Below are 14,816 nucleotides of genomic sequence, written 5' to 3' on the forward strand. Positions count from 1 at the left end.
TATGCTTCAGCCTTTGGAAAATCCGCATACTGCATACTTATACCCGACTTTATTATGTAATTTGTCATGTGAAATGTGCTATTCGGGAAGTCACCACAGTAAGCAAAAAATAAAAAAGGAAATGAGCCTAGATGAGTATCGGAGAGTGATTCCTGAACTTTACCAAGTTGGAGTAAGGACATTCGATATTAGTGGAGGAGAGCCTTTCCTAAGGAAAGATATCTGGGAGATATTAAAAATTATTAAATCATTTCAGGATACTAAAACTTTGCTGGTCAACAATGGAACCCGCCTTCGGGCGGTTATGGCTGAACTGCAACAACATCTGAATTTAATAGACAAAATATATGTATCGATCGATTCACCAGTTCCTGAGGAACACAATGAAATCAGGGGGAATTCCCGTGCATTTCAAGAGACACTGGCTGGGCTAGCTGAACTTCGATCCCGCGACTTTAAGAGTCTGGGTTTCAATATGGTGGTAATGGATAAAAATAGACATCGCGTTAGGCAGTTTCTTGATCTGGCTGTTGCCAATGAAATTAAATATGTCAATCTGCTTCGATTAATTGATGTTAAATCAGGCGGGACGGTTCCAGAAGATACACCCTCAGAGCTGGGAATGGATCAGGCATATCTAGACACTTATCAGTGGCTGGAAGAATATGCATTAAGTAGTTCTGCTAAGCCGTTTGAAATTACGATCGTACTCCCCGGTTGCTTTTATGTATCGTATCAGAAAAGCCCGCGGCGGCGCACTTGGCCTGCGGGTATCCAGCTAAAAGTTGAATTTGATCCCATTCGGGGCTGTCCCGCATTTGGAAACAGTATCATTGTAGGCGGGACTGGCGAAGTTACAGGATGTACTGCTTTTGTTACACAAGCTACTTTCCAAACAGGCAATGTCAAAAAACAGAGCGTAGAAGAGACTTTGGTACCGTGGCAAGAACAACGAAGAAATATCCGAAAAAGGGAAGAGTATTTAAAGAACCTGGAACCCTGCCAAGATTGTGAATATTGGCAGGTTTGTCGCGGTGGCTGTCCTGCTACAGCGAATAAATATTACGGAACGATGATGCAATCAGACCCTACCTGCATAAAGGCACTGCAAAACGGTACGACTCGGAGCTTGTTAGAGAATATGGAGGAAAGTCTATGAATGTGAACTCCTGGCCAAAGTTTGATCAAAGGGAAGAAGAATTGCTATTAGAAGCTTTTCATAGCGGACATTGGTGGAGGGGCGCTTATGATACGTTAGAGGGCGAGGCGGCACATTCCAAAGGATTCGTGCAACGCTTTGAAAAAGCAATTGGTGAAATGCTTCAAGTTAAACATAGCCTGGCTGTTAGTAGTGGTACGATGGCGCTGGATATGGCTATACGTTCCCTGAATTTAGAAGTTAATGATGAAGTTATTACTACACCATATACCTATGCAGCAACGGCAACTTGCATTCTGCAAAGTGGGGCTGTTCCAGTTTTCGCAGATATTGATCTGGAGACTTGGAATTTGGATCCGAATGCGGTTCGTCGGGCTTGTACAGAGCGTACAAAGGCGATAATAGTCGTTCACTTTGCTGGTAAACCTTGTGATATGGATGCGTTTCTCGAAATTGCGCAAGATTACAATTTAGTTTTAATTGAGGATGCTGCCCATGCGATTGGTGCAACATGGAAAGGGCGTCCTGTAGGTACAATCGGAGATATAGGTTGTTTTAGTTTTCAAGCCTCTAAGAATGTTACCACGGGAGAGGGAGGGGCGATTGTGACTAATAATGACGATGTAGCCTCGACCTTATATTCATTGCATATGGCTGGGAGAAGAGTTAACGGTGAATGGTATGATCATCAACGGCTTGGATGGAACGGACGTATGACCGAGTTTCAAGGTGCAATCGGCATTGCACAGTTAGAAAAATTCCAAGAACTTCACCGTATAAGGGAAGATAATGCCGTTTATGTCACCTCTATGTTGTCGCAGTTAGCCGGGATTACACCTCAATGTGTCTCGGACGAATCTAGTCGGCATGGCCTACATTTAATTTGTTTCCGTTATGACAAGGAATATTGGGGGGGGATGTCGCCCAAACGTCTCTTTATGGCTTTTCGTTCTGCGGGAATTCCCATTATACGGGGCTATGAAAGAGCAATATATTATAATGAAGTTTTCTTGAATCCACCTGCATTTGCGCATAAGGCTGATAGAATAGAATGCAATTGGAAGGAACAATGTCCAAATACGGAAATTATCAGTAAGACAACATTTTGGCTTCATCATTCTTTACTCTTGGCTGAACGTAGTGAAATTCAAGATATTCTTCAAAAGATCGCAGACGTACAAGTGAAAATGAATAAATTAGCTGTCCGAAGTGGTTCAGAATGTTGAAGGGTTTAACTATCTGGGCTTTTCCAGGCGGCTTGCTGGGCCGAACTAGAGTTCAGAAAGCTGCTGAAATAGCATTGACAGCTGGCTTTGATGGTTTAGAGCTTAGTCTTACTAACATAGGAGACATCTCTTTCCGTTCAAAAACAACTGATATTGTAGAGCTGCGGAAGAGTGTGAATGCATCAGGATTAAAAATGTTTAGTTTATCTACGCTGTTATTTCATGATTATTCATTAAGCAGCCATGATGAAGATGTTGTAAAGAAGGCTATGGAAATAGCAAACAAAATGTTGGAGTTGGCCGCCCTTCTTGAAATACCCTCCATAACCATAAGTCCCGGTATAGTTAATGAAGAAGATTATTATAATGATTGCTATAGTAGATCGGTTGAACGGATAGGGATATTGCTAAAGCGTGCTGAAGAATACGGTATTGAACTGTGTATTGAAAATGTCTTTAACAAGTTTTTATTGAGCCCGCTTGAAATGAAGAGTTTTTTGGATATGTTTTCCTCTAGGCAAATAGGCATGTGTCTGGATGTTGGTAATGCTAGACTCACTGGTTATCCTGAACACTGGGTTCATGTATTAAAGCAGTATATTCGCAAGATTCACGTAACTGATCTATATGTAACTTCTCCATTTCAGGCAGAGATGGTTGAAGTGGGTCAAGGACATGTAAATTGGGATGCAGTATTAGGTGAATTAAGAAAGGTGAATTTTCAAGGACCAATGATCGCCGAAGTATTCGATGCTAAAGATGACTACTATATGAATAGAATATCTAGAATAAGTAAATTCATGCATCATCTAGAGATGGGGTGGGAATGTGGAGAAAAAATCAATACTAATATTAAGCCCACATCCGGATGATGCCGCTTATTCTCTTGGAGCTTCATTGGCGTGTAGAAACAGTGACAGACATATAACAGTGCTTAATGTTTTTTCAAAACAAGATTATTCCATATTAAACATCAAGCATGAGGAAGCTCTAAAACAAATCTTAATAGAAGAACAAGCAGTTTCTCTTTGTTTGCGCTACAATGCTATGTTCTGTGATTTGCCGGAAGCGCGATTGCGCGGTTACAAGAGACTTCGGGAAATTATCGGAGGAACGAAGGAACCTTGGAAACAATCATCTGAACATTACTGGATTGAGGCAGTGCGCAAAGAAATTCTTTCGGCGCTAGATTCCAACAAGCCTTCTATTGTATTAGCTCCATTAGGCGTAAAGCATGTAGATCACATTCTGTTAGCGTATGTGATTAAGCAAATGTGGAGTGAACTACACGCCAGAAAAATCAGATTATTTTTCTTTGAAGATTTGCCTTATTGCATAGATGAACAGGCGAAAATAGAAGTTTTGAACATACTCAGTCAGGAAGGCTTTGTCCTGAAACCAAAAAATATTATTTCTGATAGTCTTAATGATAAAGTACGGGCTCTTAAGGTTTACCACAGCCAAAGTAAAGAGAGAGATATTGTGAAAATAATCGAATATGGGAAGCCGATGGGAATATCGATTTCCGAGCGAATTTGGTTAGTTAGTAGACCGACTGATGAGACTAAATCAACAGGAAAAGGAAATATCTATGATGACTATTAACTTGGAAACAAACAACCAGCATGAATTCGGAAATTGTTTTGTTCAAATTATGGATTATGTTGTACGTCATTATACAGGAAATTGCTTGCCTGAGAATGTTTTGTTTGCAGCAGGGTCGGGAATGCTCTGCTCTTTTGGCAAGAAGTTTGTGGACAATACATCCTACCCTTATATCATAGGTTTTGCAGGGAAAGGTTATTTTGAAAGAGCGAGCAAGAATTTAAACATACGGACTTCTCTAGAACGTGAGCCTGTGAATGCGGAAGAAGCTGCAGGGAAAATTTTGGAGTATGTAAAAAATAAACATATTATTTGTTTTCAAATGCATGAGAATGATATTGGAGAGCATCCTGCATTTAAGGTGCAAAGAAATAAAAATAATATTCTTAACAAGAATTTTCATCATGTTATTCCTGTTGGTTTAGATCTAGATAAAAAGCAAATTGTTGTCTGGGTTTCGGCGAGTCCCAGCAGTTTTGTATGCACTCTGCCAATAGATATGGTTGTTCAATCATGGTTACATTCAGTCGAAGTATTTCCGGGAAGTTCGTTTTTCTGGGAAGGCGCAGATAATTCCAATACTCAGGATTTCTCCCAGTTGGAATACCTAAAAGAAGTGTCCAATGAGATTTTGAATAATCATTCTCTACCTGAACGTTGTTTTAGCTGGTTCACTCCTTCTTGCTTTGGTTTAAACGCTATGTGGCAGTTTGCTAATGAATTGCCTTTATGGATGCACAATGTTAATTCGGAAGAAGCTGTATACCGAAAGGCCTTTTCTGAACTAGTTGCATTAAAAGCTGATATTGGCTATTGCTTAACTCAAATCCATTATACAGTTCAGCATGTTTATGACAATACTAAGAATCCTATTCTATCTGAGCTTCCTGACGCCTTTCTGAAAATAGCTGAAGAATGGGGTGTTATTTCCAATTTGTTCTTTAAAGCATCCTTTTTAGAGTCGCCAACCTTGTTAATTCTTCGGATATCGGAGCGCATTAAAAAAAATCATGACCAACTAGAGAAAACGTTAGTGTTACTAAATAAATTATAGTTAATTAATTATGTCAAAGGATGATGATATTGATGACTTCCCCTTCTTTTATACCAACAAGCGTATTAGCTAAACTAGCAACATTTTTGGAAAGGCATCATTTAAGGGAAATCATTGAAGCGCTCTATGGAGAGCGCCTTGCACGGGCACCATGGACCCTTAAGGAGATGGAAAATAACCTTGGCTATGAAGTAAATGAGTTGTTGAAATTATTCCATATGGGGCAAAATATCAAGAATCCAGAGACATTATTGGGAGAAGAGTTTTTTAAAGAACTTTTCAACCATAATCTTATAATAAAATCAACTGAGGGCTGGAGTTTAGGTGGACTTCATATTATCCCTTTTCAGGGGCTATGGCTGTTTAGGGACGTATGGGTGCCAGGGGAAATTGTTGATTTTGATCAGATTTGGTTTGGAGAAGATTCGATGTATCTGGCAAAAATGTTACCCAATTTACGAGGTAAGCTGGTATTGGATCTATGTACCGGCACAGGGATCCAAGGATTAATAATGGCTTCTTACGGAGCAACAGTAGTTGCTGTAGATATAAATAGCAGAGCTGTAGCTATTGCTCGTATGAATGCTGCTATAAACGGCCTTGAAGAATTTTTTTCTGTGGTGCAAGGCGATTTATATTCTGCAGTAGAATCATCGAAATTTGATCTTATAGTTGCCAATCCTCCATTTTTGCCTGTAACTAATCTAACCGATGTCAAGGTGTTATTTGCAGACGGTGGCGTAGATGGACTGGAAATATTGCGAAAAATAATTCGGGAAATGCCGTCTTATCTAAATCCAAATGGTAGATCTATTTTTTTTGCTGGCGGGTTCGGCAATGAAGATGGTCCGATGTTCGCCATGGAGGCTAATAAGCTAGCTGCAGCGCATTCTTGGACTGGGGATATTTTACTGACAACAAAACAAGATGCAAAAATAGAAATTCTGAAAATAGAAGAAAAATTTCCGAATTACAGAGGGAATCTTCAACGATCAGATTTAGAAAGTAATCCTAATATGAAGTTTTATTATTCCTTTGTTATGTGCATAGAGGCTTTGAATGAAACTTCTCAAGGTAAACCAGGAGTTCGCTGTATGCATTGTTATACTACTTTAGGGCAACGGCTGAAGGAAATGAGAAAAGCCCTCAAATAGGGATTTAGTTGTTATGGAAGTGGAGTGGTATGAATGGAACAACTATATAAATCAGTAGTGTATCCTTTTTATTGAACCGCATTATGAGGTGAAAAAACTATGGAAAAGCAGAGGAGTTAATTAATGGATAATATTAAAAGTAAGGTTCTTTCTATTATTAAAGAAACCCTGAATGAGTCCAATATCGTTCCTGCCGCTATTCAAATAAACGATAAGTTATCAGATATTGGGATTAATTCCCTGTCTTTCATCAAAATAATTGTATTGCTTGAAGAAGAATTTTCCATTGAATTTAACGATGAACAACTGGATGTTATATCTTTTGAGTCCGTTGAGAATTTGTGTGATTACATCATTCAAGCTGTAGATCGGTTGAGTACATCAAATAGTGATGAAAAGTAGAGAGGTGGAGATGGATTGGATGAATCCAGCAATCAAATCATAGAGCAGGTGTACTCTCGGGTGAGAATAAATGAAGGAGAGCGGATTATTGAGCAAATCCTGCTGGATATTTATTTTACGTCGGGCATTTCAACAAAGGAATTGGCTAAGAGATCATTGTTGCCACTCCCATTGGTTTCAGCAATAAAAAAGGAATTTATTAAACTTGATGTTTTAATGCAAGGTAAAGGTGTAAGTTGTACTGCTAAGGGAAAGGATTTTGTCGAAAATGTAATGGGTTATAAGGGACTGGAGTATGACCTTTACTCCAGACTTTTGGACAATAAGTGGGAGCAAGAAGATTTAAAAAATATGCAAGATGAACTTCAACAAATTTTTGAAGAACGGCCACAAGTGGATGTGACCATTGATCAATCAAAAAGTACAGTGGAGACAAGCATTAAAAGAGCAATTTATTGTTTGAGTCATTCTACTCTGATTGGTAAAAAAATTATGTGCATCGGCGACGATGATTTTATCAGTGTTGCTTTAGGGTTTTTGTTGAAAAAAATTTTCCCCCGAAAAAAGTTATTTACGACCCAGATTTGTGTCGTTGATATTGACGAAAGAATTGTCAATTATATTAATGAAGTAGCAATTAAGTATGAACTTCCAATTGAATGTCACCAAATTGATCTGCGAAACCCGTTACCTTCGAAGTTAGCGGATAATTTTGATTGTGTTTTTACAGATCCTCCTTACACCTTGAATGGGCTATGTCTATTCCTGAACAGAGGCATTCAGTCCTTAAAGCAAAAAAAAAATTTACCTATCTTTCTATCGTTCATGCATAAGTCTCCCGATGAATTGCTGGATATGCAACGAAAATTCAACGAATTTGGAATTGTCATAAAATCTATTAACACTAGATTTAACGAGTACATAGGGGCTGGAATTATTGGGAATACCAGCCAACTGATGACATTGGAAACTACTAGTGCAGCAAAGCCGTTGTTCAATAATTTTTATTCCGATCGCATTTATACAGGTGAATTTAATCGTACTGTTCGAAGTTATCAATGTAATCAATGCGATAATGTATTGAATGTTGGGAGTGAACAAGAGTTTAAAACAATAGAGCAATTGAAGAATAAGGGTTGCCCATATTGCAGGCATGTTACTTTTAAGCTGATTGAGAAAAAAAAGTATTCAAAGGTAGGGATAGATTTATTTTGATTAGAACAATTCAAAGCAGTGATATTGCTCTTATCGCAAAGTTTGAAAGAGAAATATCGCTCATATCATTTGGTGATGACGCGATTACCGATTTATCCTTTCATGAAGAGAAAATAAAGAAAGCGATGGATAAAGAAAGAGAAGGAATGATGGTTTTAGAACTGGAGAGGAATATTAGCGGTTGGTTATGGATGGCGAAAAAGATGAATTATTTAAGCAAAGCTGTTTATGTCAATTTTAAAAGTTTTTATATTTTGGATAATTATCGTGGATCCGAGCATGTGAATGCATTAATGAACGAAGGAATTAGTTTCTGTGAGAGGATTGGAGCAGAATCTATCAGTTCAAAAGTTCATGTGGATAATTTGCCAATGCGTATATTATACAAACAATTTGGATTTGCTCCCACACACCTCTCAATGGAACTTAATCTTAAGGGAAAGGATTAAATTGTAATGATTAAGTGTGTTGTTTGGGATCTCGACGGCACAATCTGGGATGGGATTTTGTCTGAAAACTGGGATGTACATCTATTCCTTGGAATACATAAGGTAATTCAAAAACTAGATCAATGTGGTATTTTACAGACTATTGCAAGCAGGAACAATGAGTCTCTAGTTAATAAGAAACTGACAGAGCTAGGTATCCGATCCTACTTTGTTTTGTCTCAATGCAATTGGGGTTCAAAGACAGACAGTTTAAAAAGAATATCCGATAAGTTGAACATTAGTCTCGATTCACTTGTTTTCATAGATAATGACCCATTTGAACTTTATGAAGTAAACGTTTATTTACCTCAAGTTAAAACATTAAATGCAAGCGATTTTGATCATCTTCTTGAGTTGACGAGATCGGAAGAAGAGAGATCGGAAGAAACAAGCCAAAGGCGTGAACTGATCAAATTGAAACTAGTGAGGGATGAATTTGAAAGCGCGTTTATTGGCTCACGTGAGGACTTTCTTAAATCTTGTGAGATGAAACTAAATGTACATCTTGCCAAAGACAAGGATGTACCCCGGATATTTGAATTATCCAGACGAACAAATCAATTAAACAATTTATCCGAAAAGGTATCCTTGGCAACGGTTCAAGGATATTTGAAACTACCAAATAAAATATGTTATGTCTCAGAATTATCCGATCGATTCGGATATCATGGATTAATAGGAGTATGCTTTTTGACGAAGGAAGAGGGCCACGTAAACATTGATTTATTTTGTATATCATGCAGAGTGGAAGGGAGAGGGGTCGGTACTGGCTTTTTATATGAAGTAATTCATCAGATACAAGAAAACTGGCCCAATGTATCAACTGTGAAAGTTAAATATCAAATGACTATTAAAAATTTGCCTGCAAAAATACTTTTGGAGCTTGTTGGTTTCAAGGCAATTAAAAAAAAAGGTAATGAAGTCTTATATGAATTACCCCTGCCCCATGTCCAATCGATGCCGGATTGGATTGAGGTGAATCGAATAAATAGGCAATAAAAGCCGTAAATTGTTCGAAATATACCTACTTGGAGAGTCAAAAATGGATATAGAAAAAAGAGTTTTAGAAATTTTGAGATCGTATAACCCTAATTTTAATCCCGTAGAGCATCATGACATAATAGGTGAGGGACTAATAGATTCAGTAACCATAGTACGATTTCTTTATAGTTTAGAACAAGAATTTGGATTTTTAATTGATGTTGCAGACTTATCCCTAGATTTCTTGTCTTCATACGAAACTCTTGTATTGACGATAACGCAGTGGACCCAAATGCGATAGGTTTACCTTCTAAAGATGTTATTTCTCACGTTTGTTGATTAACCAATTAATGGGTCTTTAATAGGTTATTAATGGATTTTTTGATGTAAATTGTTGATTTTGATTCCGTAATTATGTAATTTGGGGTGGAGAGTGAGGTGAATCAAAGTTTAAAGAATGAAGGCAGTACCGCAGCAGTTGAATAATATTTTAATGAGTACCTTTATATTTTGTTATAGTCTATTGATCTCAATATTAATACATTATGAAGAATGTTTTGTTTCATTAAGGAAAGGAATATCATTATGAACATTAACTTCTTGGGTAAACACATATTAGTGGAATTCTATAGTTGTGACCCGTATGTACTAAGCGACCACCAAAATATCGAAAGTTATATGATACAAGCGGCACACTTATGTCAGGCACAAATTGTTCAAAGTTGTTTTCACAAGTTTAATCCATGGGGTGTGAGCGGTGTCGTCATCATAAAAGAGTCACATCTTGCGATACACACATGGCCCGAGTACAATTACGCAGCTGTAGATCTTTTTACTTGTGGGAGTGAAGTGCGTCCTGATGAAGGTATTAAATATCTGGGGCATGTGTTAAAAGCCGAGGATTGGGAGTTAAGAGAAATCCGGAGAGGAATAAAGGATAGGATTACTCAAAAAATATAGAAAAACATCTCAACATTCCGTAAGATGGTTGTGCGCCAACCCATCACCCGTACTTCTGGTAAATCAAGTATAAAATCTATGCGACATAGACCAGGCGCCCAAGTGTTTCTGCCGCCGCTTGGCCGACTCCGGCAGCTTCGACGTACCAGTCAAGGGTGTGTTCAATTGCTCAGGCAGCGCCGGACGAGCTCCCGCCCGCTGACCGGTTTCCATCTCACGCACCCGGCACGGCGCTTGTCCCTCGTACTCAATCCTCAGCTTCGTGATGTTTGCCGGTTCATGCAAGACATCGACCGTGCAGCCGATCACCGTCAGGCCCACTTCATACTTTCGGTTCATAAAGCTAATGCAGCCCGACTTGTCGACTTTTGGCTTTTCACTATGTATGAACGCGTTCGCCAAGGTATCAGGGTTCATCCAGCGTCTTCGGCTTCTCGAAGGCAACTTCGCTCAAAAACGAATCGACAATCTGGTTAAACCGTTCGACCTTGCCCTTGGATTCAGGCGAATAGAGCAGCGGGGTTCCGAGCTTGGAGTTTAGGATAAATAACCTGTAGGAAATGAGGAACTAAGTTCTCAACCCTACAGGTTCCTTATGTTTCTTTATCATGAACAAACGTAGGAAATCATCGTAGTGATTTTTGTTTTCTAGTAGACTAGAAAATACAAATCTAAAGTAATATCCCTTTTTCCTCTACAAACTTCTCCAGAACTCTAAAATCCTCGGTAACCTTTTTAAATGGTAAAGCTTCTAATACCTTATCCTTGTAATCTTTTTTGGCTGCATTGGATAGACGGGAATCGAGTATGCTGAGTATACCAAGGTCAGTTTCACTGCGGATCAGACGCCCGGTTCCTTGTCGTAAGCGGAGTAGCATGTCCGGTACAAAAACCTCTTTTAAAGGATTATCTGCCATAGATGCCTTATATTCATAGACAGGATCAGAAGGAACAGGGAAAGGAAGGCGGAAAATGATCAACTGCGACAAATCAGAACCTTCGATATTCACGCCTTCCCAGAATACACCGGTGCTAAGAAGGACGCCTTTACTGCCCCGGAATTCAGTGATGACCCCGTCTTGGGACGATCCTTCTCTTTGAACATGCACCGCCCATGCAAGCTTCTCGGAGTTTAACTTCTTATGAATGTACTTCATATCCTCCTTCGCTGAAAAAAGAACCAATGTCCGCCCGTCCGTTAAATTGCAGAGCCTCATCATTTCCTTGTATGCTGCTTCAAGATAAGCTTCCCGGTTCTGATGATTATAGTAGGGGATGTCCTTGGCAATATACATCATGGTGTGGTTGTCATAATCAAACGGTGAGGCCTGGCGCTCCATATAATCTCCCCTGTATCCAAGGGATTGCGTGAGATATGCGTATTGTTCCTCTAGCGTTTCACCGCTTTGGCACATAGTTGCTGATGTTAAAACAACAGAGGTCTTCCCATTAAATAAGGTATTTTTTAAAAATTGGCTTATGCCTTTAGGACAGATGCTAATAGTGCCCTCCCGCTGGGTGTTGCTTGCCCAGATCAGATAATTATCCTTCACTCTGGCGAGTACATCAAAGAGGTCTATAAGTCCGTTGATATCCTCAAAAATATTGTCGATCTCCCGCTCATGCTTAGAAGTTAAGACGGAAAGGCTGAGATTAATCTCTTTTAAAATCTGTGCCCCCCGTTTTAAGGGAACTCCTGTGATCTCCGATACTTTTATACGATCGTTATCCTGCTTGGCTGTTCGGAGCAAATCCGTCTCGACTTGTTTAAAAATATGGCTAACACATCTCTTTAAAAATTTAAATTGCGCCATAAGGTTCCTGTCTGCGGATTGCTTGAAGAGAATCTGTAGGGCATCATCTAGCAAACGACTGGTTCTGCGGAATGTAAACTCGAGCGTCCGAGCATCTCTAACCTTGGCTTCCAGATTATGAGCTTCATCTATTACGATCAGAGCAGGCCGTTCAGTAATTAACCCCTTCGTTCCTTCTTTTTTCTTGATCAAATCACGGATAAGTAGATCTTGGTTTACGATAATAAAATCCATGTCGCTGGCGTCGGCATTAATTTTAGCCCTCATCTCATAGAACGAACATGTACTTTTATAATGGCAACGTTCAAATTTGCAATCATTCACACATACGTTGGACCATAAAGCATCACTAATTCCACCCTTAATGTCTGCTCTCTCATCAATTTCATAGTCCACAATCCGCCGGGCAAGAGTAGACAGAGAGGAGCTTGAATCATCAGTTGTGAACAGGTCTGCTGCCCTGTACCGGCAAGCATACTGCCCCATGCCTTTTCCAACCACGGAGCGAACTCTTGTAAAACCGAGCCGGCTTCCGATGAACCTCAGATCCTTATGTATCTGTTCTGAAAGTTGTATGGAGGATGTGGCAATAATGACCGGCTGCTGCGAGATATGATTAATGAGCAGGCTGGGAATGAGGTATGCAAAGGACTTGCCGATGCCGACTCCAGCTTCAATCATCGCATTTCGGCCATGAATATAAGCGTCAGCGATATCCAGAGACATATCTTGCTGACCGATTCGCTCTTTAAGTCCAATCCGGGGAAATCTATCATACATCCGGAAAATAGCATTGACTAAAGAGGGTTCGATGTCCTTTTTTAGCTCCCGCTTCTGTAATTTATAGAGATCAATTAACCAGCTAATAACGACCGCCCCTTTTCATAATCAATGATCTTCCTGCTACAGTTTTTTGGTGAGGTTGTAATTATCTTCTATACTGCCTTCACAGTCAAGTAGGAGAAGATAATGTAATAATTTAATGATTTTTTGAAATTGGGGAAGTGAACTGCTGGGATGACATCATATTCTTCCCAAGGATACTTTGCACCGTCATGAATCTTCAATAGAGGATCTGCCTGCAATATAGATCAGCTGAATAGCTTAGACGGACAGGTCGTCCTTGAGACCAAAGATGGCAAATTGAAGTATCACCTATTCCAACTTGCCGGATTAGGCTGATACTATTCGAAATTAGTTGAACGGCATATAATCTGCTTCCTAACCGTGTTCATCGCCCAAGACATTTTCGCAAGAATGATGCTGTACGATTTCGCTGAAATGATTACCTCACACGTAATCATTTTCTACGCCCAGGGCAGCAGAGCACACGCAAAATCCGTTGGAAATCAGTTGTTAGTTTCGTCTACAGAGTAGCATAATTCGTTTCAGTTGAACAATTTTAAAGCGAATCTTTCTCCGCTTTGTTTGCTGTACACTTTTTCCTTGCTTGCACCAAAAAAATAAACGGCACAGGACTTTGCCCATGCCGTTTCGGATTCCATTTTTATTTCCGCTCTTGTCTTTGAGCTAAACTTAATGACATTGCGCTAAAGGGGTGCTTTTTGGTCAAATATCAAGAAAAAGGATGACCGTTATTACTTTTTACTTTGATACTGGTTCTTTAAGTTCACTTTCAAACCAGAAATTTTCACTTACAGAGAATGTGTGTTTCACATTAACAACCTGATGCCACCAATTTCTTGGTGCGTAAATTATTTCGCCAGCATATTGGCTAATGAAATAAGGTGTCGCTGAAGTAGGAATTTCATTCGAGAAACAATCCATATTTCCATTGTTTAGGTGTTTGGTGTCATCTTCAGAAAAAAACACCCATTTTTTCTCGCCAAAAATTACTCCATTCCATGCGTGAGTATGATTGAAATCTTGATGTAGTGGAGTCCCTGTGTTTTCTGAGCCTAAGAAGAACCACCTAAACTCCCGTGCAGCATCTTTCATTACTGTATTAAAACTAAAGTAATCTAAGGTTTTGTATACAGAACGCAGGTCTTCAGCACCGAAAATAGGATAATTCCAATCACAGTACCATAGGTCATTATTATTATCTATGTGCTCAATATAATTTTTTAACTGAATTTGTTTAAAGTCGCGAACATTATTAATTCCGGACTTTCTGATGGTTACTTTTCTATCTCCAAGAGAAGAAGCAAGGTAGTTTAAATCCCATGTATTACATTCCCAATCGTCCATAGCCCCTTGAATTATTACTGGCTTTTTATCAGCAAAATCGTGGAGAAAGGTTTCATAAGTTAAATCATTCACGTTAATTTTTTCGATCATCTTTAAATTCTCCTCGTACTTATTGTATTGGAATATTAATATTCATTCGAGAAATATTAATACAATATTCGATCTTATGTAGTTGAGTATTTATTAGGGTGTGTACGCAAACTGAACAACGCATAGAAATCTAGTGAAATAAGGAACATGAGACGAAGATACGAGTTAACGGATGAAGAATGGAATAAACTTGAATCCCTAATGCCCCGACCCGAAAAAAATAAGGCGGCGTCCGCCTAAGGATCGAAGCCTGGCCACTCGTTATGAAAAAACAGCGAATATTCCATGTCTTTTTTGACGCTACTTTCTATTCGCTTGTGGCTCAAATAGGTTTGTACAGGCAAGAGGATTTAGATTAAGTATGTTTTTTGTTTTATTAGTCTGAGTTCAGTGATTTTTTTCAGAATAGACCCCAAAATTATTGGGGTCTATTCTCTTAATATTAGGGATTAAGTAC

At 39.0% G+C, this 14,816-nt stretch carries 14 protein-coding genes; 11 read left to right on the forward strand and 3 right to left on the reverse strand.

The genetic code is table 11. The features are described 5' to 3' along the window. The first annotated feature begins 1 nt into the window (after position 1). The 11 genes from ACFVRY_RS08935 to speD all read left to right on the forward strand — a co-directional run bounded on the left by ACFVRY_RS08935 (position 2) and on the right by speD (position 10,244). On the forward strand, positions 2-1,159 hold the full coding sequence (locus ACFVRY_RS08935) for a radical SAM/SPASM domain-containing protein (protein WP_387499334.1): 1,158 nt from the start codon (positions 2-4) through the stop codon (positions 1,157-1,159). Continuing rightward, entirely contained in the window at positions 1,156-2,385 is a 1,230-nt protein-coding gene (locus ACFVRY_RS08940) for a DegT/DnrJ/EryC1/StrS family aminotransferase (protein WP_387499336.1), read from the forward strand. The genes ACFVRY_RS08935 and ACFVRY_RS08940 overlap by 4 nt, the downstream gene beginning before the upstream one ends. Then, positions 2,379-3,257 carry a sugar phosphate isomerase/epimerase family protein gene (locus ACFVRY_RS08945; protein WP_387499338.1) on the forward strand — a complete coding sequence of 293 codons (879 nt, stop codon included), beginning with the start codon at positions 2,379-2,381 and terminating at the stop codon, positions 3,255-3,257. The genes ACFVRY_RS08940 and ACFVRY_RS08945 overlap by 7 nt, the downstream gene beginning before the upstream one ends. Next, on the forward strand, positions 3,214-3,990 hold the full coding sequence (locus ACFVRY_RS08950; RefSeq protein ID WP_387499340.1) for a PIG-L deacetylase family protein: 777 nt from the start codon (positions 3,214-3,216) through the stop codon (positions 3,988-3,990). The genes ACFVRY_RS08945 and ACFVRY_RS08950 overlap by 44 nt, the downstream gene beginning before the upstream one ends. A gap of 1 nt (position 3,991) precedes the next feature. Continuing rightward, a complete protein-coding gene (locus ACFVRY_RS08955; RefSeq protein WP_387499342.1) occupies positions 3,992-5,044 on the forward strand; it encodes a hypothetical protein in 1,053 nt (350 codons plus the stop codon). Positions 5,045-5,076: 32 nt separating this feature from the next. Then, on the forward strand, positions 5,077-6,198 hold the full coding sequence (locus ACFVRY_RS08960; RefSeq protein ID WP_387499344.1) for a HemK2/MTQ2 family protein methyltransferase: 1,122 nt from the start codon (positions 5,077-5,079) through the stop codon (positions 6,196-6,198). A 123-nt stretch (positions 6,199-6,321) separates the two neighbouring features. Next, positions 6,322-6,600, forward strand: coding sequence for an acyl carrier protein (locus ACFVRY_RS08965; RefSeq protein ID WP_387499346.1), 279 nt, complete (start codon positions 6,322-6,324; stop codon positions 6,598-6,600). A gap of 15 nt (positions 6,601-6,615) precedes the next feature. Beyond that, a complete protein-coding gene (locus ACFVRY_RS08970) occupies positions 6,616-7,815 on the forward strand; it encodes a bis-aminopropyl spermidine synthase family protein (protein WP_387499348.1) in 1,200 nt (399 codons plus the stop codon). Then, positions 7,812-8,264 carry a GNAT family N-acetyltransferase gene (locus tag ACFVRY_RS08975; protein ID WP_387499350.1) on the forward strand — a complete coding sequence of 151 codons (453 nt, stop codon included), beginning with the start codon at positions 7,812-7,814 and terminating at the stop codon, positions 8,262-8,264. Before ACFVRY_RS08970 ends, ACFVRY_RS08975 begins: the two co-directional genes overlap by 4 nt. A gap of 6 nt (positions 8,265-8,270) precedes the next feature. Beyond that, positions 8,271-9,302 (forward strand): HAD-IIIC family phosphatase, encoded by a 1,032-nt coding sequence (locus tag ACFVRY_RS08980; RefSeq protein ID WP_387499352.1) that lies wholly within the window; start codon positions 8,271-8,273, stop codon positions 9,300-9,302. 567 nt (positions 9,303-9,869) lie between these two features. After that, a complete protein-coding gene (speD, locus tag ACFVRY_RS08985) occupies positions 9,870-10,244 on the forward strand; it encodes an adenosylmethionine decarboxylase (protein ID WP_387499354.1) in 375 nt (124 codons plus the stop codon). A 63-nt stretch (positions 10,245-10,307) separates the two neighbouring features. Here the strand turns inward: speD and ACFVRY_RS08990 are convergent, their stop codons facing one another. The 3 genes from ACFVRY_RS08990 to ACFVRY_RS09000 form a co-directional block, all read right to left on the reverse strand. After that, positions 10,308-10,583 (reverse strand): hypothetical protein, encoded by a 276-nt coding sequence (locus ACFVRY_RS08990; protein WP_387499356.1) that lies wholly within the window; start codon positions 10,581-10,583, stop codon positions 10,308-10,310. A gap of 332 nt (positions 10,584-10,915) precedes the next feature. After that, the gene (locus ACFVRY_RS08995) at positions 10,916-12,838 is read right to left on the reverse strand and encodes an ATP-dependent DNA helicase (protein ID WP_387499358.1); all 1,923 of its coding nucleotides are present in this window, start codon (positions 12,836-12,838) and stop codon (positions 10,916-10,918) included. 825 nt (positions 12,839-13,663) lie between these two features. Further along, positions 13,664-14,359, reverse strand: coding sequence for a cupin-like domain-containing protein (locus ACFVRY_RS09000; RefSeq protein ID WP_387499360.1), 696 nt, complete (start codon positions 14,357-14,359; stop codon positions 13,664-13,666). Positions 14,360-14,816: the final 457 nt, after the last annotated feature.

The sequence above is a fragment of the Paenibacillus sp. NPDC057934 genome, assembly GCF_042887565.1.
In the GTDB taxonomy this organism is placed as follows: Bacteria; Bacillota; Bacilli; order Paenibacillales; family Paenibacillaceae; genus Paenibacillus_AQ.